The sequence below is a fragment of the Actinomadura sp. NPDC048032 genome, assembly GCF_040653175.1.
GTDB lineage: Bacteria > Actinomycetota > Actinomycetes > Streptosporangiales > Streptosporangiaceae > Spirillospora > Spirillospora verrucosospora.
The window spans coordinates 1-18336 of record NZ_JBEZJP010000058.1 but is presented as its reverse complement, the minus strand read 5'-3'; the positions used below and the strand labels follow the sequence as shown (position 1 = coordinate 18336).

Here is an 18336-nt window from a genome sequence, read left to right as displayed (position 1 = left end):
TCACCGGCTCGCCCGGCGGCGGGCGCGGTGGGCGGCGACGGTCGTGCGGCTCGCGCAGGCGTTCGAGCAGAACCGGCGGCTGCGGTTGCGTGACTCGTCCACGTAGAAGCGGGCGCAGCCGTCCGCGCGGCAGCGGCCCACGGTGACGTCGGGGTCCCCGCACAGGACGTGGGCGAGGGCGGCGGCGCAGCTTCGGCCGAGCCAGTGGACGCCGTCCTCGCCGTCGCGGGCGAAGTGCAGGTGCGGGCCGTCGCCGTCGTGCTCGGCGACGCGCATCGCGGGCGGGAAACGGTCCAGGAGGAGGTTGACCGGGAGGGGCGGCCCGCCGTCGGCGACGGCCGCGACCGCGTCGCGCAGGGCCGGGAGGAGGTCCCCCGGGTCGTCCGGTTCCACCACGTCGTGCTGCTGGAAGAACTCCCGCCGCAGCTCACTGGGCTCGTCCCCGTTGACCAGCTCGACCGCGAGCCGGGTCAGGTTGCCGATGTAGGCAACGTAACGCACATCACCACCTACCTTCCCGGCTCGATGATACGGGCCCAATTGCGGAATAGAGCATTCCGTTCTGGTAGGCTGGCGGTATGACGCGGACACTGGATCACCGGACGCTGAACCGGGCGGCGCTTGAGCGGCAGCTGCTCCTGGAGCGCTCCGGCATGCCCCTCCTGGAAGCGGTCGAACGGCTCGTCGCCATCCAGGCCCAGGAGACCAACATGCCGTACATCGGACTCTGGACGCGGCTGGAGGGCTTCCGCCGAGACGACCTCACCGGCCTGCTCTACGACCGGTCCGCCGTGCGCAGCACGATCCTTCGGGGGACGCAGCACCTGGCGTCCGCCGCCGACTTCCTGTGGGTGCGCCCCCTCGTCCAGGAGAGCGTCCTGCGCGGACGCCAGGCGGCCTTCGGCAGCGCCACCCGGGACTGGGACCTGGACGGGCTCGCCGCCGAGGCGCGCAGGCTCCTGCGGGGGCGGACCCTCACCCGCCCGCAGCTCGCCCGCGCCCTCGCCGAGCGCTGGCCCGACCGCGACCTCCAGGCGCTCGGCTGGTCGGCGCAGGCGCTGGTCTCCGTCGTCCATCCGCCGCCCAGCGGGACGTGGAACACCGGCGGCGCGACGCCGTTCGCCCTGGCGGAGGAGTGGATCGGCCGCCCGCTCTCCCCGGAGTCGCCGGAGCGGCTGATCCGCCGCTACCTGGCCGCGTTCGGCCCGGCCTCCGTCAAGGACTTCCAGATGTGGTCCGGGCTGCGCCGCATGGACGCCGCCTTCAAGGAGCTCCGCCCGTCCCTGCGGACCTACCGGGACGAGAGCGGCGCGGAGCTCTTCGACCTTCCCGGCATGCCGCTCCCGGACGCCGACGCCCCCGCGCCCGTCCGCTTCCTCCCGGCCTTCGACAACCTGATCCTCGCCTACGCCGACCGGAGCCGCATGATGACGGACGAGCAGCGCAAGGCCGTGTGCGTGGGAGCCGTCACCAAGCCGACCGTCCTCGTCGACGGGCGGGTCCACGGCACCTGGACGCTCAAGCACGACCGGAAGGCGGCCCGCGCCGAGCTGACCGTGGACCTGCTCGCGCCCCTCCCCGACGAGGAGCCGGTCCGGGAGGAGGCGGCCCGCCTCCTGGCGTTCGCCGCCGCCGACGCCGACCACGTCCTGCGCTTCGCGCGGTGAGCTCACCGGACGTCAGGTGATCGGCATGGTGACCGCGAGGGGCCAGGCCAGCAGGACGCCGCCGACGAGCGCGGTCGCCCACGCCGGGGCCCGGATCGAGCGCAGCGCCGCCGCCTGGACGCCCTGCCAGGCCAGGAGTCCGGCGATCAGCGGCGACACCAGCAGCACGAACGGCGAGACGGCCCCGACGAGCGCGGCCGCGAGGAGGGCGGCCAGCGCGGACGTCGCCGCCCAGGCGTGCACGCCGATGGCGGTCAGCCGATCATGCCCGGCGCACAGCGCCTCGACCCCCAGGCAGTACAGGGCGGTGCCCGCGGTGATCGGGACGAGCGTCCACACCCGCGGGCCCACCGGCACCGCGTGCGCCCACCCCAGCTGGGCCGGGACAGCGAACGACACCACGGTCAAGGCGACGAGGACGGCCGCCGCCGCCACCGTCCGCGCCCGGGGCCGGCCCCCGAGGAAACCGGGATCCCTCGCGCAGACGAGCGCCACCACGCCGGCGACGCCGAAGAACCCGGCGAGCGGACCGGCCACCGCGAGCGGCAACCGGAAGACCCCCATCACGGGCACCGCGACCCCGGCCGCGAACGCCGCCGCGAGCAGCGCGAACCGCACCGGGACGCGGCGGCGCGCCTCGCGGGCGTCCGAGGGCCGCCCGAGCAGCGCCGAGGCGATCGCCCCGAAGGTCAGCACGGCCGCGAGGTGAAGCAGCAGCGCCGACCCCGCCCGCTGGACGGCGCGCACGTCGGAGACCGGAGCCGAGTGCCGCCCGAACGCCGCGTCGAACCAGGCGCCGGTCTCGCGATGGGTGCGCGGGCTGAACAGCACGCCGACGTGCTCGACACCGCCGACGATGACGGCCCGTCGCGCCGTCCCGTCGCGCGGATCGCCGTAGGTCGCGCCGGGCCGCCCCTCCGGGTGGACGGCGTGCAGCGCTTGGACGGCGCCGTCCCGATACGCGGGGAACTCCAGGCCGCCGGCGACCAGCAGCACGTTCCGCGCGGACGCCGGCACCGCCATCGACCCCTGCGAGATCGCGACCGTCGCCCCGACGGACGGATGCGCCGCGCCGTAGCGGATGACCGCGGCGGCTCCCAGCGAGTGCCCGACGAGTCCGATGTGCTCCCCGTCCACCCCCGGCACGGCCCGCAGGCACGTGACGGCGACGTCCACGTCACGGTCGAGCCGGGCATCGGCGGCAGGGCCGTCCCCGTTCCCGGGGAGCCGCCGCGTGCTGGCACCGTGCCCCGCGAGGTCGACGAGCGCCACCGCGTACCCGCGCCGGGCCAGCGTGTCGGCGAACCCGCGCATCAGGCGCCCGCTTGCTCCGAGCCCGTGCGCCACCACGACACCCGGCGCCCGCCCGGACGCCCCGGCCTGCCGCACGATCTCGACCGGCACCCCGTCCACCACCACGGCCCGCCGCCGGAGCCCGGCGTCCGCCGCCAGCACCCCCACACCCCCGACGACGGCGCACACCACCCCCACCACCACCGCCACGATCCTGATGGAGGTCAGGCCGCCGCGTCCTCTCCCACAGTGATCGTGAAGGTGGTGTTCATGGCCCTGGCTATGCGGTCCAGCATCGCGAGGGTGGGAATTCCGCCACCCCCTTCGAGCCGCGAGAGCGCGGGCTGGGTGATGCCGGCGCGCTCGGCGACGACCGCCTGCGTGAGCCCGAGGCGGAGTCGGCGTTCGTGCACCATGTCACCGAGGCGGAGGTCGAGCCCCGCCTGCTCGTACTCGGGATGGGCCGCGGTCTCCTCCCGCAGTCGCTTCGCGCGGTAGGCCCGCCACCCGCTATGCCCGGCCATCACTCGCTCCTTTCATAGACGTGCCCTGTGGGTGCCAAGTGGGACGACTCGCAGATTCTTCGCATGAAGACCGCCCTTTCGACATCCTGCGGCTGGGAGCCATTGCGAACCTTCTGGAAAGCCGTCAGCAACACGATGAGGCGTCCGCGGGCCGTCGGCAGCCAGTAGGTGATCCGCCACGTGGTGTCCTCCAAGTGAAGACGCAACTCACGAACGCCGGCTCGTAACGCTCGGGTGTGGTTGCCGTCGAGAAGGTCTCCACGGTCCACAAGGTAGTCGTCCACGTTCCGCATGACGCGCTGGTACTGGACGAAGGTCAGAGTGTCCAGCCACGCGACGACCTCGGGTTCCATCTCGATCTCGAACATACCCTCCAAGGTATATTTCATTGATGGTATGTCGTCGCCGTTCGCAATGTCCAGGCCGCACGGGCAATGAATCGAGCGCGCGTGTCAGAGGTTGTCTGTACAAATGTGTGCGTGACGGAATGGGGCGATGAGGCGCTGGCGCGGTTGCGGGCGGCGGCGCACCAGGGGTTCGGGGAGGCCGAGCTGCTCCGGGGCCGTCCGCTGGCTCCCGTGCTCCAGTACGCCGGGGACGTCCTCGTCGCGGCCCTGGAGCAGGGGCGCGACGCGCGGTCCCTCGCCCTCGCGTGCCTGGAGGAGCTGAACGAGCGCGACCTGCCCGGCGACGCCGAGCTGGCGGACGAGCTCGCCGCCGCCCTGGGCGTGGGGGCGCCGACCGGGCTGGCTCCGCTTCCCGTCGACCTGGGGGCGGTCGCCGCGGCGATGGAGGACGGCTTCCAGGTGCTCGATCCCGAGCGCGGGGACGTGCTCCCGGCCGACGAGGCGGAGGGGCTGCCCGTTCCGCCGGGCGTCCTGCCCGAGGGGGAGGACGCCCGGCGGGGAGCGGCACGGGCGTGGCTCGCGGGGCAGGGGTTCCGGCCCGTCCCGCGCGGCCTCTAGGAGCCGGGGCGCTGGCGGGGTTCGCCTCCGCGCAGGGCCGGATGAGCCTGGTGGCGGCGCTCGCGTGGACGACGGCCGGCAGTGTGGCCGGGGCGCTGGCCCTGTACGGGATCGGGGCGCTGATCGGGCGGGACCGGATCCGCGCGATGGTGGCCCGGCTGCCGCTGGTCAAGCTCGACGACCTGGACCGGACGGAGGCGTGGTTCGCCCGGCACGGCGCCAAGGCCGTGTTCTTCGGCCGGATGATCCCGATCTTCCGCAGCCTGATCTCCGTCCCGGCCGGGGTCGAGCGGATGAGGATGGCGACCTTCGTGCTGTACACCGCGCTCGGCAGCCTGCTGTGGAACACGGTGTTCGTGCTGGCCGGGTACGGGCTCGGGGACAACTGGCGGACCGTGGAGGAGTACGTCGGCGTCTACTCCAAGGCCGTGGTCGCGCTGGTCGGGCTGGCGGCGGTGGCGTTCGTCGCCGTACGTATCGTGAAGTCCCGCCGGTCCGCGCGGCCTGGGCCGGGGGCCCATCGAGCGGAGGCGAGCGGGAATCGGCGAGCGGAGGCGGGCGGGAGCCGTCGAGCGGAGGCGAGAGAGCTCACACGTGATCGCAACTTTTGAGGTGCCGCGCGGCGGGCCGCGCGCGGCGGCGCGGGCCGCGGCGGGCCTGCTGCTCGGCGCGGTCACGGCCGCGGCGGAGCTGGTGCTGCTGGCGGTGGCGGCGATCCTGATGGCGTACTCGATGGCGTTCTCGCGCGGGCGCCGGAAGGTGCCCGCGGCCGTCGCGGACGGCGCCGAGCTCCTGGCCGAGCTGGAGCTCTGGAGGCTCCGGGCGTTCCTCGGCGAGGACCGGGCGGTCCGGTACGGCCCGCTGAAGGCGCTCGCGTACCTGGTGCTGCGGGTGCCGGTGGGGCTGCTCGGCGGTGTGATCCTGCTGCTGCTCGCCTACGGGGCGGCGGCCGCGGTCCGGCTGGCGGTGGGCTGGTGGATCACGGGCGACCATCTGGACGGCATCCCGCCGACCTGGTGGATCGTCCTCTACACGGCCGTCGCGGGCGTGGTGCTGCTCTTCCTCGCCGTCCAGGGCCTGGTCGGGGTCGCGGCGATGGAGCGGAGCGTGGCCAGGCGCTGCCTCGGGCCGAGCCCGCTGGAGGAGTACGAGCGCCGCATCGCGCAGCTGTCGGTGACGCGGGCCCAGGTGGTGGACGCGGTGGACGACGAGCGCCGCCGCATCGAGCGCGACCTGCACGACGGCGTCCAGCAGCGGCTCGTGGCGCTCGGCATGCTGATCGGGCGGGCCCGCCGCGCCGGCGACGGGGAGCGGGCGGCCGAGCTGCTGAGGCAGGCCCACGAGGAGTCGCAGCGGGCGCTGGCGGACCTGCGGGAGGTCACCTGGCGGGTCTACCCGGCCGCGCTGGACGGCGAGGGCCTGCGGGCGGCGCTGGAGACCGTGGCCGAGCGGTCCGCGCTGCCGGTGGCGATCGAGTACGACGTCCCCGGCAGGCCCCCGCACGCGGTCGAGACGGCGGCCTACTTCGTCGTCTGCGAGGCCGTCACGAACGCCGCGAAGCACTCCGGCGCCGCGTCCGTGCGGGTGGCCGTGGCGGGATCGGCGACAATGATCGGCGTGCGCATCGAGGACGACGGGGACGGGGGAGCCGACCCGGGCGGCGGCGGGCTCGCCGGGCTGGCCCGCCGGGTCGCCGCGCTGGACGGGACGTTCTCCGTGGACAGCCCGCGCGGCGGCCCGACCGTGATCACCGCGGAGCTGCCGTGCGGGTGATGCTGGCGGAGGACTCCACGCTGCTGCGCGAGGGCCTGGTACGGCTGCTCGCCGAGGAGGGCCACCGGGTGGAGGCGGCGGTCGGCGACGGCGACGCGCTGATCGCGGCGGTGGCCGCCGGCCCGCCCGACGTCGTGGTGGTCGACGTCCGGATGCCGCCCAGCCACACCGACGAGGGGCTGCGCGCCGCCCTGGAGATCCGGCGGCGCTGGCCGGGCGTCGGGGTGCTCGTGCTGTCGCAGTACGTGGAGAAGCGCTACGCCGCCGAGCTGATCACGGCGGACACCGCGGGCGTCGGCTACCTGCTGAAGGACCGGGTCGCGCAGGTCGACGAGTTCCTCGACGCCCTGGAGCGCGTCGGAGCGGGCGGTGCGGCGTTCGACCCGGAGGTGGTGCGCCGGCTGCTGGCCGCGCACGGCGCGCAGGGCGACCCGCTGGCGCGCCTGACCCCGCGCGAGCGGGACGTCCTCGACACGATGGCGCAGGGGCACACCAACGCCTCGATCGCCGCGCACCTCCACATCTCGCAGAGCGCCGTCGAGAAGCACGTCAACGCCATCTTCGACAAGCTCGACCTGTCGCACGCGACGGGGTACAGCCGCCGGGTCCTGGCCGTCCTGCGGTACCTGGGCTCCTGACGGCGCCTACCCGATCCCCTCGGCGATCCGCAGCGCCATCGCCATGATGGTGAGCTGCGGGTTCACCTCGGGGCAGGTCGGCAGGACCGACGCGTCGGCCACGTGCACGCCCCGCACGCCGCGCAGCCGCCCGGCCGGGTCGACCGGCGCCCGCGCGGCGTCGGCGCCGAGCCTCGCGGTCCCGGTCGGGTGGAACCCGGCCAGGTGCAGGTCGCCGGCGGAGGCCATGGCCGCGGCGCGCGTGAGCTCGGCCTCGTCGCGGGCGACCGGGTGGCGGGGCAGGCCGGTGAGGACCTCCTCGGCGCCGGCCGCGAACAGGATCCGGCCCATCGCGACGAGCGCCCGCCGCAGCCGGGCCGCGTCCTCCCGGGCGAGGTCGTAGCGGACGAGCGCGCGGTGCCGGGCGCCGTGCACGCGGCCCGAGGGGGCGTCGGCGATCATCGCGCCGAGCACGGCGAGGCGGTCGGCGTCCCGCAGCGCGCGGCGCAGCGCCCGTCCCGCGCCCGGCAGCGGGAACGAGCTCATGCCGGGCGGGCTCGCGGTCGCCTCGATGAGGATCCCGTCGCCGTGCAGTTCCTCGACGCCGACGCTCTGCATCACCCCCGACCAGGACACGACGGGCTCGGCGAACCGCCCGGCGATGTTCGTCGCGGGATGGACGGCCATGCCGCGTCCCAGCTCGGGATGCGCGCCGATGCCCGACCGCCTCAGCAGCAGCGGTGTCTCCAGGGCGCCGGCCGCGACGACGACGCGGGGCGTGAGGATCTCGAAGGCCGTGCCGTCCGGGCGGCGCGCGCGCACGCCGGTGGCCGTGCCGCGCTCGACGAGGACGCGTTCGACGCGGGCCCGGGAGACGATCCGCGCCCCCGCCTCGCAGGCCTGGGGGAGCGCGTTCAGATGGACGCCGTGCTTGGCGTTGTGCGGGCAGCCGGCGGCGCACTGCCCGCTGCCCACGCAGCCGGGCGCGTTGCGGCGCAGCGGCCCGGCGCGCCAGCCGAGGCGCTCGGCGCCCTCCAGCGCGAGCAGCCCGTTGCGGCCGAGGGGCCCGAGCGGCTGCCGCGCGACCCGCAGCGTGGCCTCGACCTCGTCGAGGTGGTCGCCGAAGCCCCCGACCTGGACGCCGAGCGCCGCCCACCGCCGCAGGACGCGGTCCGGCGTCCGGTAGCAGGTCCCGCTGTTGACGACGGTCGTCCCGCCGACCGCGCGGCCCTGGGGCAGCAGCACCGGGGGGCGGCCGAGCGCGACGGTGGAGCCGCCGTCCCGGTACAGGTCGAGGAACCGGTCGAGCGGCGGCCGGTCGCGGAACTCGGCGACGGTGAACCGCCGGCCCTCCTCCAGGACGACGACCGACATGCCGCGCCGGGCGAGGGTCCGCGCCGCCATCGCGCCGCCCGCGCCCGAGCCGATCACGACGGCGTCGGCGGTCGCGCAGGCGGGCCAGCCGTCCGAGGGCGTGCAGTCCAGCGGCGCGTCGGGGCGCGGGTCGCCGGAGGTCCGGGGGAGCGGCAGCAGCTCGGTGCCGGCGGCGAGCAGCAGCGGGATCTTCAGCGCCTCCACGAGCCGCGCCGCCGGTTCGCGGGACGTCAGCAGGGCGCAGAACGCGTCGCGGCGGTCGGGGTCCAGAGCGTCAAGCGGGTGACCGGTGGCGAGCCGGGACAGCGCGTCCAGGGCGCCCGCGCCCGCGCGCAGGCCGAGCCGCGCGGGGGCCGGGAGCGCCCGGCCGATGGCCTCCGCGCGGGCGGACACCCGCGCCAGGTCGCCGGCGTCCTCGATGCCGAGCAGCGCGGCGACCGTGCCGGTCATCGCGCTCACCGCAGCCCCACCTCCGCGTGGCCGGTGCCGTCCAGCCGCCATTCGCGCTCGGTCTCCCAGCCGCGTCCCGCCCGCCGGGCCAGCGCGATCCGGACGTCGGCGCGCTCGGAGTTGTGGCAGACGGCCGGGGCGCCGTCCGGGTCGGCGTAGTCGACCGCGACGGTCTCCCCGGGCGGCAGCGCCACGCGCACGTGGAGGCGCCGGTCGCCGATGCGGCCGTGGACCGTCCAGACCGGCAGGCCGATGCGGGCGCGCAGCCGCAGCGCCGCGAGCAGCGGGTCGCCGGCGGCCAGGTCGGCGCCGTCCACCCGGAGCCGGACGAACGGCAGCGGGGGGAGCCGGTCCAGCCCCGGGCGCGTCGACACCGCCGCCACGATCTCGCACACGTCGCCGCCGCCGAGGTCGGCGTGCAGCCACGCCCAGCGCCGCGCGTTCCCGTGCCCGTAGACGCGGGCGGACGCGCCGGGCGCGGCGGCCAGGTCGAGGACGCGGTCGCCGAACCGCACCACGCCGTCGTACGCCGCGGCGGGCTTCGGGACGATCTGCGCGGCGGGCAGGAGCTCCGACTCCCACGCCCAGCGCGGGAACGTGTAGAGCGGCGCTCCGCCTCCCGACTCGCGCAGGTCCCAGGCGACGGCCCCGGCCGTGCCGGTGAGCCGCCCGCCGGTCTGCTCGACGGGCCCGGCGGCGAACACGGCGTCCTCCGGGGCGCTCCACTGCTCCGGGCCGAACCGCCCGAGCACCGGCGCCTCGCCGGGCGGGAAGACGGCGGCCCAGCCGTGCGCCCGGGCGGCGCCCGCGTCCGCCGCGCCCCTGTCCGGCGCGACCAGCTCATGGTGGATCCAGACGCCGGTCCCGGTCGCCGGGTCGGTCAGCGTCGTGTACCAGACCTCCAGTCGCCCCGCCTGCCCGCGCCAGCGCGACCGCAGGGGATCGGGGCCGGGGAAGCGGAAGCCGCCGAGGAAGCGGGCGAGGTCCCGGCGCAGGTGGAAGCGCAGCCGCGCCTCACCCACCACGGTCCCGTCCTCGCCGGTCACCGTGAGCGGCAGGAACGTCATCGACCGGACGGGGCGCCGCGCGCTGACGGTCTTCCAGCCGTCCAGGCGCAGCCGGCGTCCGTCGACGGCGGTGAAGCCCAGCGTGTAGCGGATCCGGCGCGCCGCGATGGGCGCCACCCGCAGCCGCCCGGACGCCGCCGGGTCGTCCGCCCAGCCCGGCACGTGGACGCGTCCGGTCAGCGCCCCCTCCGCGTCGCCCCAGGGGCGCAGGACGCCCGGCAGGTCGGCGGTCAGCTCCAGCCGCATCGGGCGGTCGCGGTCCTCCCCGGCGAGCCGCAGCGACCCCTCCATGACCTCGGCGAAGACCGTGCGCCGCGCGCTCATCGCAGGCCCCGCATGACCGACTCGGTCTCGGTGAAGTACGCGCCCGCCGCCTCGCGCGCCCGCGCGGCGTCGCCGTCGCACAGGGCGTCGACCAGGGGGGCGAGCCGGTCCGCGGCCGCCGCCGGGTCGGCGAAGGCGTGCGTGAAGCCCTCCCGGACGGCGAGGTAGGCGTTCAGCAGGGCGTTGACCATGAACCCGTAGACCCGGTTGCCGGTGGCCGCCGCGATGACCCGGTGGACCTCGCACTCGGCCAGCTGGGCCTCGTCGGCTCCGGCGGCGTCCCCGACCCGCGCGGCCAGCTCCCGGAGCCGGGCCCGCTGCTCGGCGGTCGCGTGGATCGCCGCCTTGGCCGCGACCTGCGCGCCGACCTCGCGCCGCACCTCGAAGATCTCCGCCATCCAGGCCGTGCCGACGGTGCTGACCAGCATCGGCAGCAGTTCGGGCCCGCCCAGCCGCTCGTAGTCGCGGACACGCGTCCCCACGCCGTGCCGCGTCTCCAGCAGGCCGGCCTGCGCGAGCCGGACGATCGCGTGCTTGAGCGACGTCCGGGTGACCGCGTAGCCGGCGGCGAGGTCGCGCTCCGGCGGCAGGTAGGAGCCGGGCGGGTAGAGGCCGCCGAGCACGTCGTCGCGCAGCCGGTCGACGAGCGCGTCGACGACCGTGTCGCGGGGGATCGGGGAGGACGGCACCGATGACCTCCAGAGGATGAGTGGATGAGCCACTGGACCACGCTCGAGCTCCGCCGTCAAGACCGTGGCAGGGTGGGGGCATCACGAGAGGGGATGAGACATGGTCGGCACGCTCGACTGGGGACCCGCGAACGAACGGCGCGAACTGCTGGCGGCCCCGGTGGCCGCGGCGATCGGCGGCCTTCCCGGCGCGGAGGCCGCCGGGATCGACCCGGACCTCGCCGACACGGCGGCGTTCTGCGAGCGCTACGGCGTCCCCCTCGACGTCAGCGCCAACTGCGTGGTCGTCGCCGCCAAGCGCGGGGGCGAGGTCGCTCACGCCGCCTGCATGGTCCTCGCGACCGGCCGCGCCGACGTCAACGGCGTGGTCCGCAAGCACCTGGGCGCCCGAAAGGTCTCCTTCGCACCGATGGCCGACGCGACGTCCCTGACCGGCATGGAGTACGGCGGCATCACCCCGGTCGGCCTCCCCGCGGACTGGCCGATCCTCGTGGACGAGGCCGTCGCCGCCGCCCCGCACGTCGTCATCGGTAGCGGCCTGCGCAGATCGAAGATCCTCGTGCCGGGCAAGGCCCTCGCCGGGCTCCCCGGAGCGGAGGTCATCGCTCTGGCGCAGTAGGGGGAGGGCCGGGAAGCCGCTACCGTGCCGGGATGCCCTCGCCGATCCTGCGCCGCGCGCTCACCGAACCCGGGCTCCGTCCGCTGCCGGAGCGGGCCGCCCGCCTCCTGGAGGACCTCGACGCCCCGCCCCGGCTGGCCGCCCACCTGCGGGCCGTCCACGACGTGGCCGCCGACCTGGTCGACTGGGCGCGCGAGCGCCGTCCCGGACTCGCCGTGGACGCGGAGGCCGTCCTGTTCGGCGCCGCCACCCACGACATCGGCAAGGCGCTGCACCCGGCCGAGCTGTCCGGTCCCGGCGCCGAGCACGAGCGCGCCGGGCACGCGCTGCTCCGGGAGCGGGGCGTCGAGGAGCGGCTGGCGCGCTTCGCCCGCACCCACGCGTCCTGGAAGGACCCCAGCGCCGGCGTCGACGACCTGCTCGTCAGCCTCGCCGACGCGATCTGGAAGGGGCAGCGCATCACCGGTCTCGAACAGCGACTCGTGGAGGTGCTCGCCGCCGCGTCCGGCCAGGCGGAATGGGAGGCCTTCATGGACCTCGACGAGATCTGCGAGCGGATCGCCGCGGGGGCCGACCGGCGGCTGGCCTTCCAGTCCGCCTACCCCGTGGGCGGCGAGGTGGTCCACCACGTCGTGCGGCGGACGGGCAGGGCTCCCCGCGACGTCCGCGACGGCACGGCCGTCGGCGGGGCGCTGGACGCGCGCCCCCCGGTCAACGTGCCGCTGTACTACGGGGTTGTCGCGGTGCGGGGCGAGGCTGCCGCGGCGCCGGCGGTGGCCGGGCCGGTGGTCGTGCGGCCCGAGCCGGGCGAGGTCGAGCTGACCGCCGGGGACGGGCAGGTCACGGGCCGCTGGCGGTGCCCCGCGGAGGCGGTGCGGGTCGTCGTGGCGCGGGACGGCCAGGACGTCGCGGCGGGCCGGGACGGGTTCCGGGAGCGCGTCCCGAACGGGCGGACGCACCACTACCGGATCGCCGCCGTCTACCTCGACGCGTCCGGGCGCGAGGTCGTCACCGACGGGGTGCGGGCGTCGGCCACGCCGAGCGCGCCGCCCGAGCCGGTGTACGAGCTGGCCGCCGGGACCGACGCGGCCGACCCCGGGCTGGTGCGGGCCCGGTTCGCGCCGCCCGCGCACGGGACGGTGGAGCTGGTGCTCTGCCCGGGTCCTCCGCCGTGGCCGCGCAGCGCGCTCGTCCCCCTGGAGGAGGTGCGGCGGGAGACGCGGCGGCTCGCGTGCGCGCAGACGGAGGGCGGGCTCGCGGTGCGGCCGGGCGCCGGGGGGTGGCTGCTCGCGGTGACGGTCGCGGAGGGCACGGCCGCGATCGGCGCCTACCACCGGCATGTGAACCTGCCGCCGCCGCGCCGGCTGGTCGCCGAGCGGCGCGGCGCCTACGTGCACGTCGGGTTCGACTGGCCGCCCGACGTCGCGGAGGTCGAGGTCGCCTACCGGATCGGGCGGGCCGCCGGGGCGGAGGCCGCGCGGTCCGGCGACTCCGCGCACGTCCCGGTCCAGGCCGCGCAGAGCGTCACCCGGGCCGCCTACGACACCCAGGGCGGCATCCGGCTGCCCGTCCCCGAGGACGCGCCCGTCGAGCTGTCCGTCGCCGCGGCCGGGACGGTGGGCGGCGCGCGGATGACCGGGCCGCCGGCGACCGCGGAGGTCGCGGCGCGCACGGTCGTCCACTACGACGTGCTGCGGTCGGGTCCGCCGTGGCGGCGGACGCTGACGCTCCGGCTCCACTCGTCCCGCCCGCTGCGGGTGGCGCGGCTGTCGCTGGTGCTGCGCGCCGGGCGGGTGATGCCGCAGCGCGCCGCCGACGGCGAGACCCTCGGCGCGTGGGACGGGGTGCCCGTGCCGGGCGAGCTGTCGCTCGGCGCCCCGTCCGCGTCAGGCCCGTACTGGCTGCGCTGCTTCGCCGACGACGACGCCGTCGAGCTGAGCGATCCCCCCGTCCGCCGACTCCAGGTTTCCTGATGACGAGACCCCTGGCCCGGGTGGGAATCCCCGGCGTGCCGTCCCGGCAGGGCATCACCTGCCCCTACTGCTTCGCGTCCGTCGCTCCGCAGCGGATCCTGTTCCGGTGCCGGGGGCAGTCCGGGCGCCGGCAGGGCTGCGTCCCCGTCCTGGACGAGCGGCTGGCCGAGTACACCGGGTCGACGGCGGGGGCGTCGCTGCCGCCGGTGTTCGCCGCGCCCGGGCGCAAGGGCCGGGCCGACTGCCCCGGGTGCGGGGTGCCGACCGGGAACCGCGCCTGCCCCGAGTGCCACAACCCGCTGCCGTCGGCGTACTGCGACTCCCCCGGCCGGATCGTCGCGCTCGTCGGGGCGAAGAACGCCGGGAAGAGCACCTACATCGCCGTCCTGCTGCACGAGCTGATGAACCGGGTCGGGACGGAGCTGGACGCGTCGCTGGTCGCGTGCGACGACCGGACGATCGAGCGGTACAAGCGCGACTTCGCCCGGCCGCTGCTGGAGGAGCGGCGGCTGCTGCCGACGACGCCGAGCGCCGCGACCGGCCCGCGCGAGCCGCTGGTCTACCTGCTCACCCGGACCCGGACCCGGAAGGGGCGCTTCGCCCGGCCCCGCAACGACTCGCTGGCGCTGGTGCTGTTCGACACCGCGGGAGAGGACCTGCGCAGCCGCGAGGCCACCGACCTGCACCTGCGGTACCTGGAGGCCGCCGACGCGATCATCTTCCTGGTCGACCCGCTGGAGCTGCCGGGCGCGCGGCCGGGCGTGCTCGACGCGGTGCCGGGCCCGCGCGCGGCCGGGGACGATCCCGGCGGAGACGGTCCGGACGGCGACCCGCTGGACGTCATCGCGCGCGTCACCGAGGCGCTGCGGCTGCGGCACGGCACCCGTCCGGGCGAGCCGCTGCCCGTTCCCGTCGCGGTCGCGCTCACCAAGATCGACGTGCTGCGGCCGGGGCTGCTGCGCCAGTCGGCGCTGCACCGGTCGCGTTCCGGGCAGGGCGTCCTCGACCTCGACGACCGGGACGCGGTGAACGAGCAGGTCCGCGCGCTCCTGCACGACTGGCAGGCGGGGCGGCTCGACACCTACCTCGGGCAGCAGTACGCCGACCACGCGCTGTTCGGCCTGTCGGCGCTCGGCGGCGTCCCGGAGGAGGGGCGCGTCGGCGCGGGCGGCGTCCGGCCATACCGGGCGGAGGATCCGCTGCTGTGGCTGCTGTACCGGTTCGGGATGCTCGACGGCGTCCGGCCGGGAGGGGCGTAGCGGTGGCCTGGCAGCTGCACTACACCTCCGCCCGGAGCGGGCCCACCGGCCGGGCCGGGTTCCAGTTCGTCGCCGAGACGCCGGGCCTGCCGGACGGGACGCGGGCCGCGGTCACGCCGTACCTGTCGTACCGCCCGCCGCCGGACGCGCCGCTGTCGCCGGGCGACGCCGAGCTCGACCTGTTCCCCGTCTCGCTGCTGTACGACGAGGTGGACGGCCGCCCCCTGCTGCTGCGGTGCCGCTACCTCGGCCGCGACTACTCGGGCCGCTACGGCAACTTCTTCGCGCACGCGGTGGTGGCCGAGCCCGAGGAGCTGGAGGGGCTGCGGCCCGCCGAGCTGTGGCAGGCCGCGCACTGGACGCCGCTGCCCGCGCCCGGGCCCGACCTCGACCCGCTGGAGGAGCTGACGCCGGGATCCGCGCTCGATCCGGAGGCCCTCGCCGGGTGGCTCGCCTCCGCCGGTCCGGGCGACCCGTACGCCCGGCTCGCCCTCCTGGTGGACGCCGTCGCGGGCGTGCTCCTGCGGGGCCACGGGCGGGTCGTCCTCGTCGCCGACGACGTGGAGGCGATCGCCCGCTGGATCGCGGTCGTGTCGTACTCGCTGCCGGTCGCGGCGGCGGCGCGGCTGACGTTCGTCACCTACACCGCCGACCCGGACGGCGCCGCGCAGCGCCTGGTCGGCACGACGCCCGCCGTCTGGGCCGGCGCCCAGAACCACGCCTCGCACGCGTCCGCGTTCGACCTCCGCGACGGCGTCCCGGACGGCGGGGCGAGCCGCTTCGCCAGGACCGTCGCCCGCTGCTGGCGCGCCCGCGACTTCGGCGGCCTGGACGCCCTCGCCGAGCTGGCGCCGCCGGACGACCCCGCGCGGGAGGGCGCCGCCGCGCTGCTGGCGCTGTGCCGGGGCGACGCGAGCGTGACGCCGGAGGAGCAGGGCGCGGCGGCGGAGCTGCTGGCGCGGCGCGGAACCGCCGTCCCCGCCTGGGTGTGGCGCGACCTCGCGCCGGGCGTCCCGGCGATGGGCCTCGATCTCGCCCTCGCCGTGCACGGGCGGGCGCGGGCGGCCGGGGCGGCGGACCTCGCCGGCCGGTGCGCGCGGCGCGTCGGCGCGCTGGTCTCCGAGAGGCTCACGGCGGCGTCCCGCCTGACGGATGTCGCGGAGGCCGCCGAGGTGGCGGAGCGGGCCGGGGTCCCGGCCGACCCCGGCGAGGTGGCGGCGGCGGCGGCGCGCTGCGTCCGGGGCGGCCTCGCCGAGCCGGAGGCGGCGCTCGCCGGCCGCCCGGCCGGGCTGCGGGACGCGCTGCTGGACGGGATCGTCGCCGGGCTCGCCGGGTCCGGCGACCGGGCGGCCGCCCTCACCGCCGGGACCTGCGACCTGCTCTACGAGCACGCCGGACGGCTGCGCGCCGCGCCCGAGGTGGCGGTCGCCGTGCTGGCGTCGGTCGGGCGGAGGCATCCCGGCCGCCGGGTCGCGGTGACGGGCGAGCTGCTGCGCCTCGACGGCGGCGGCGCGGACATCGGCGACGCGCTCCGCGGGCTCTGGGCGACGCCCCCGTCCGCCTCCGCGTGCCTCGACCTCCTGGACGCCTGCGGGTCCGCGCCGCCGCCCCCGGCGCTGGCGGAACTGCCGTCGCGGACCTTCGCGCGGCTCGCCTCCACGGGCGGCGACGGCCTCACGGACCCGGCGACCCTGCGGCTCGCCGAGCGGGTCCGCGAGCTCATGCCGGACGGGCGCGCCGGACGCGACGCGGCCCTCGTCCAGGCGTACGGGACGGCCATCACGGCGGGCCCGCCGCGGGCCGCGCGGGCGCTGGAGAGCCTCGCCGACGCCGGCGGCGCCACCGGGCTCCTCGCCCGCGAGGCGTTCGCCGACGCGGCGCGGCGGCTGTCCCTGCGGCCGCCCGGGTTCCGGGCGGAGCTGCTGGCGGCCGCGCCCGCCCCCGTGCGGGCGCGGCTGGCGGAGCGGTGGACGGGTGAGCTGCCCGGCCGCGTCCGCGCCGGCCGGGCGCCGCTGCGCGGCGGCGAGGTCGAGCGGCGCAACGAGCTGGTCGAGGTGGTGCTGCGGCTGCGCGGGCACGGCGCGGCCGAGCCGTCCCTGGAGGCGTGGGCGCGGGCGGCGGCCCGGCGGTGGCTCGCGGCCAGGCAGCTCGACTCCCATCTGGCGCGCCGCCCCGAGCTGCGGGCCGAGCTGCGGGCCCTTCTCGCGGAGGGCGCGCCGTGAACCCCGTCATCGTGCTGCTGCTGATCGCCGTGTGGGCGGGCGCCATGTGGCTCGGATTCCTGTACGTGTTCCCCGTGCTGTTCGCCGCGACGCTGGTCGTCGCCGGAGCCGCCGCGCTCGGCCTGTACTGCCTGCACGCGTGCCGGACGCTGGCGCCGTCCACGCTGGAGGGGCCGTCGCCGGTCGCCGAGCCCGCCGTCGCCTACCGGCACTACCTGCTCGGCCAGGTGTGGCGCGACTGGTGGACGATCAGCCGCACGGTCGTCCCGCAGGTGTACCGGACGGCCCGGGGCGTCGTGCTGAGGCTGACCCGGACGCTCCTCGGCGGCCCGTGGGGCTTCTTCGTCTTCCCGGTCTGGCTGGCGCTGTGCGCGGGCATCGTCGCCGCCGCCGTCCCCGCGGCGGTGTTCGTCCTCGCGCTGACGATCCTTTACGGGGTGGTCGCCGCGGTCGGGCTGGCGTCGTGGCTGGCGTGCGTGCTGGTCCTGGCGGCCGTCGAGCGCGTCTTCATGGGGTACGCCCGCATCCTGCAGACGTGCCCGCACCCCTTCTGCTACGAGCGGATCGGGCTGCCGGAGTACGCGTGCCCGAGCTGCGGGGCGCGGCACCGGCGCCTCTCGCCGGGGGCCGGGGGCGCGTTCCGGCATGTGTGCCGCTGCGGGGCGCGGCTTCCCACGACCGTCCCGCTCGGGCGCTTCCGGCTGGCCGCGTACTGCCCGCACTGCGGCGGGCGGCTGCCCGAGCGCATCGGGCGCGTCCGCGTGGAGCCGCTGCCGTTCGTGGGCGGGCCGGCCGCCGGCAAGACCACGTTCATGGTCCTCGGCATCCGGGCCCTGCACGCGCGGGCCCGCGCGGTCCACGGGCGGCTGTCGTTTGTCGAGCAGCGGCACGCGCAGGCGTACGCGGGCGCGATACGTGAGTTCCAGCGCGGCGGGCGCCTCGCCAAGACCGGCCCCGAGCTGCCCCTGGCGACCATGGTGGACGTCGAGCTGCCGGGCCGCGCGCGGCGCATCCTCTACCTGTTCGACCCCGCGGGCGAGCACTACACGGGCGCGACGGAGGTCGAGTCGCTGCGCTACCTGGACCACAGCGAGGCGCTGCTGTTCGTCGTCGACCCGTTCGCGCTCCCCCAGCTCCGCCGGTCGCTCACCGGGGACGAGAGGGAGCTCGTCGACGAGGCCGCCGCCTCGTCGGAGGAGGACCCGGCCGACACCCTCCAGCGGGTGCTGAACGAGTTGCGCTCGCGTCCCGACCAGGGGCGGCAGAAGCGCGTCGCCGTCGTCGTCACCAAGACGGACCTGCTGCTGCGCACGGAGATCGGGCGCGGTCTCGACCCGGACGCCGGCCCGCGCGAATGGCTCGACCGCGTCGGGCTGGGCAACACGGTGCGCACGCTCGACCAGGTCGCCGCCGAGGTGCGGTACTTCGCCTCCGGCCTCGACACCGAGCCCGCCGCCGTCGCCGACCTGCTCGGCTGGGTGACCGGACTGCCCGCGGCGGACGCCGCGGGCGGCGCCCGC

Annotated in this window: 17 protein-coding genes; 10 read left to right on the top strand and 7 right to left on the bottom strand. The window is 76.8% G+C overall.

Features of this window, described 5'->3' with window-relative positions; translation table 11 throughout:
- On the bottom strand, window positions 1-501 hold the full coding sequence (locus AB0C69_RS11160) for a CGNR zinc finger domain-containing protein (RefSeq protein ID WP_360352585.1): 501 nt from the start codon (window positions 499-501) through the stop codon (window positions 1-3).
- A gap of 77 nt (window positions 502-578) precedes the next feature.
- Between AB0C69_RS11160 and AB0C69_RS11155 the strand changes: the two genes are divergently transcribed.
- Window positions 579-1667: a winged helix DNA-binding domain-containing protein gene (locus AB0C69_RS11155; protein WP_360352583.1), complete on the top strand. Its 1089-nt coding sequence runs from the start codon at window positions 579-581 to the stop codon at window positions 1665-1667.
- A gap of 12 nt (window positions 1668-1679) precedes the next feature.
- Here the strand turns inward: AB0C69_RS11155 and AB0C69_RS11150 are convergent, their stop codons facing one another.
- The 3 genes from AB0C69_RS11150 to AB0C69_RS11140 are packed head-to-tail and all read right to left on the bottom strand — an operon-like array spanning window position 1680 to window position 3852.
- Window positions 1680-3170, bottom strand: coding sequence for an alpha/beta fold hydrolase (locus tag AB0C69_RS11150; RefSeq protein ID WP_360352581.1), 1491 nt, complete (start codon window positions 3168-3170; stop codon window positions 1680-1682).
- A gap of 14 nt (window positions 3171-3184) precedes the next feature.
- Window positions 3185-3484, bottom strand: a complete 300-nt coding sequence (locus AB0C69_RS11145; RefSeq protein ID WP_360352579.1) for a helix-turn-helix transcriptional regulator — start codon at window positions 3482-3484, stop codon at window positions 3185-3187.
- Window positions 3484-3852, bottom strand: coding sequence for a type II toxin-antitoxin system RelE/ParE family toxin (locus AB0C69_RS11140; RefSeq protein WP_345181657.1), 369 nt, complete (start codon window positions 3850-3852; stop codon window positions 3484-3486). Before AB0C69_RS11140 ends, AB0C69_RS11145 begins: the two co-directional genes overlap by 1 nt.
- A gap of 111 nt (window positions 3853-3963) precedes the next feature.
- On the opposite strand from AB0C69_RS11140, the gene AB0C69_RS11135 reads away from it, so the two are divergent.
- Genes AB0C69_RS11135 through AB0C69_RS11120 form a run of 4 tightly spaced genes read left to right on the top strand, consistent with a single transcriptional unit; the run spans window position 3964 to window position 6860 of the window.
- Window positions 3964-4449, top strand: a complete 486-nt coding sequence (locus tag AB0C69_RS11135; protein ID WP_360352577.1) for a hypothetical protein — start codon at window positions 3964-3966, stop codon at window positions 4447-4449.
- Window positions 4404-5060, top strand: a complete 657-nt coding sequence (locus AB0C69_RS11130) for a DedA family protein (RefSeq protein WP_360352575.1) — start codon at window positions 4404-4406, stop codon at window positions 5058-5060. Before AB0C69_RS11135 ends, AB0C69_RS11130 begins: the two co-directional genes overlap by 46 nt.
- Window positions 5044-6222, top strand: a complete 1179-nt coding sequence (locus AB0C69_RS11125; RefSeq protein WP_345171863.1) for a histidine kinase — start codon at window positions 5044-5046, stop codon at window positions 6220-6222. Before AB0C69_RS11130 ends, AB0C69_RS11125 begins: the two co-directional genes overlap by 17 nt.
- Entirely contained in the window at window positions 6213-6860 is a 648-nt protein-coding gene (locus AB0C69_RS11120) for a response regulator transcription factor (RefSeq protein ID WP_185023742.1), read from the top strand. Before AB0C69_RS11125 ends, AB0C69_RS11120 begins: the two co-directional genes overlap by 10 nt.
- A gap of 6 nt (window positions 6861-6866) precedes the next feature.
- Here the strand turns inward: AB0C69_RS11120 and AB0C69_RS11115 are convergent, their stop codons facing one another.
- From AB0C69_RS11115 to AB0C69_RS11105, 3 genes are read right to left on the bottom strand one after another with little or no spacing between them, the layout of a single operon-like run.
- A complete protein-coding gene (locus AB0C69_RS11115; RefSeq protein WP_360352598.1) occupies window positions 6867-8663 on the bottom strand; it encodes a GMC family oxidoreductase in 1797 nt (598 codons plus the stop codon).
- A 5-nt stretch (window positions 8664-8668) separates the two neighbouring features.
- Entirely contained in the window at window positions 8669-10054 is a 1386-nt protein-coding gene (locus tag AB0C69_RS11110) for a hypothetical protein (protein ID WP_360352572.1), read from the bottom strand.
- Entirely contained in the window at window positions 10051-10743 is a 693-nt protein-coding gene (locus AB0C69_RS11105; RefSeq protein WP_360352570.1) for a GntR family transcriptional regulator, read from the bottom strand. The genes AB0C69_RS11110 and AB0C69_RS11105 overlap by 4 nt, the downstream gene beginning before the upstream one ends.
- A 100-nt stretch (window positions 10744-10843) precedes the next feature.
- Here AB0C69_RS11105 and AB0C69_RS11100 point away from each other — a divergent pair, with 100 nt between their 5' ends.
- From AB0C69_RS11100 to AB0C69_RS11080, 5 genes are all read left to right on the top strand, one after another.
- A complete protein-coding gene (locus AB0C69_RS11100) occupies window positions 10844-11362 on the top strand; it encodes a YbaK/EbsC family protein (RefSeq protein WP_360352568.1) in 519 nt (172 codons plus the stop codon).
- Between the two features lie 32 nt (window positions 11363-11394).
- Window positions 11395-13335 carry an HD domain-containing protein gene (locus tag AB0C69_RS11095; RefSeq protein ID WP_360352566.1) on the top strand — a complete coding sequence of 647 codons (1941 nt, stop codon included), beginning with the start codon at window positions 11395-11397 and terminating at the stop codon, window positions 13333-13335.
- Window positions 13335-14594: a hypothetical protein gene (locus tag AB0C69_RS11090; protein ID WP_353835365.1), complete on the top strand. Its 1260-nt coding sequence runs from the start codon at window positions 13335-13337 to the stop codon at window positions 14592-14594. The genes AB0C69_RS11095 and AB0C69_RS11090 overlap by 1 nt, the downstream gene beginning before the upstream one ends.
- 2 nt (window positions 14595-14596) lie before the next feature.
- Window positions 14597-16816: a hypothetical protein gene (locus AB0C69_RS11085; protein ID WP_360352563.1), complete on the top strand. Its 2220-nt coding sequence runs from the start codon at window positions 14597-14599 to the stop codon at window positions 16814-16816.
- Window positions 16813-18336, top strand: a 1524-nt coding sequence (locus tag AB0C69_RS11080; RefSeq protein ID WP_360352561.1) for a hypothetical protein, incomplete at its 3' end; no start/stop codon positions are given. The genes AB0C69_RS11085 and AB0C69_RS11080, both read left to right, overlap by 4 nt.

Coding starts and splice junctions, on each gene's coding strand:
- AB0C69_RS11155 (WP_360352583.1), top strand. CDS start 579: ATGACGCGGACACTGGATCACCGGACGCTGAACCGGGCGGCGCTTGAG.
- AB0C69_RS11145 (WP_360352579.1), bottom strand. CDS start 3,484: ATGGCCGGGCATAGCGGGTGGCGGGCCTACCGCGCGAAGCGACTGCGG.
- AB0C69_RS11140 (WP_345181657.1), bottom strand. CDS start 3,852: ATGTTCGAGATCGAGATGGAACCCGAGGTCGTCGCGTGGCTGGACACT.
- AB0C69_RS11115 (WP_360352598.1), bottom strand. CDS start 8,663: ATGACCGGCACGGTCGCCGCGCTGCTCGGCATCGAGGACGCCGGCGAC.
- AB0C69_RS11110 (WP_360352572.1), bottom strand. CDS start 10,054: ATGAGCGCGCGGCGCACGGTCTTCGCCGAGGTCATGGAGGGGTCGCTG.
- AB0C69_RS11100 (WP_360352568.1), top strand. CDS start 10,844: ATGGTCGGCACGCTCGACTGGGGACCCGCGAACGAACGGCGCGAACTG.
- AB0C69_RS11095 (WP_360352566.1), top strand. CDS start 11,395: ATGCCCTCGCCGATCCTGCGCCGCGCGCTCACCGAACCCGGGCTCCGT.
- AB0C69_RS11090 (WP_353835365.1), top strand. CDS start 13,335: ATGACGAGACCCCTGGCCCGGGTGGGAATCCCCGGCGTGCCGTCCCGG.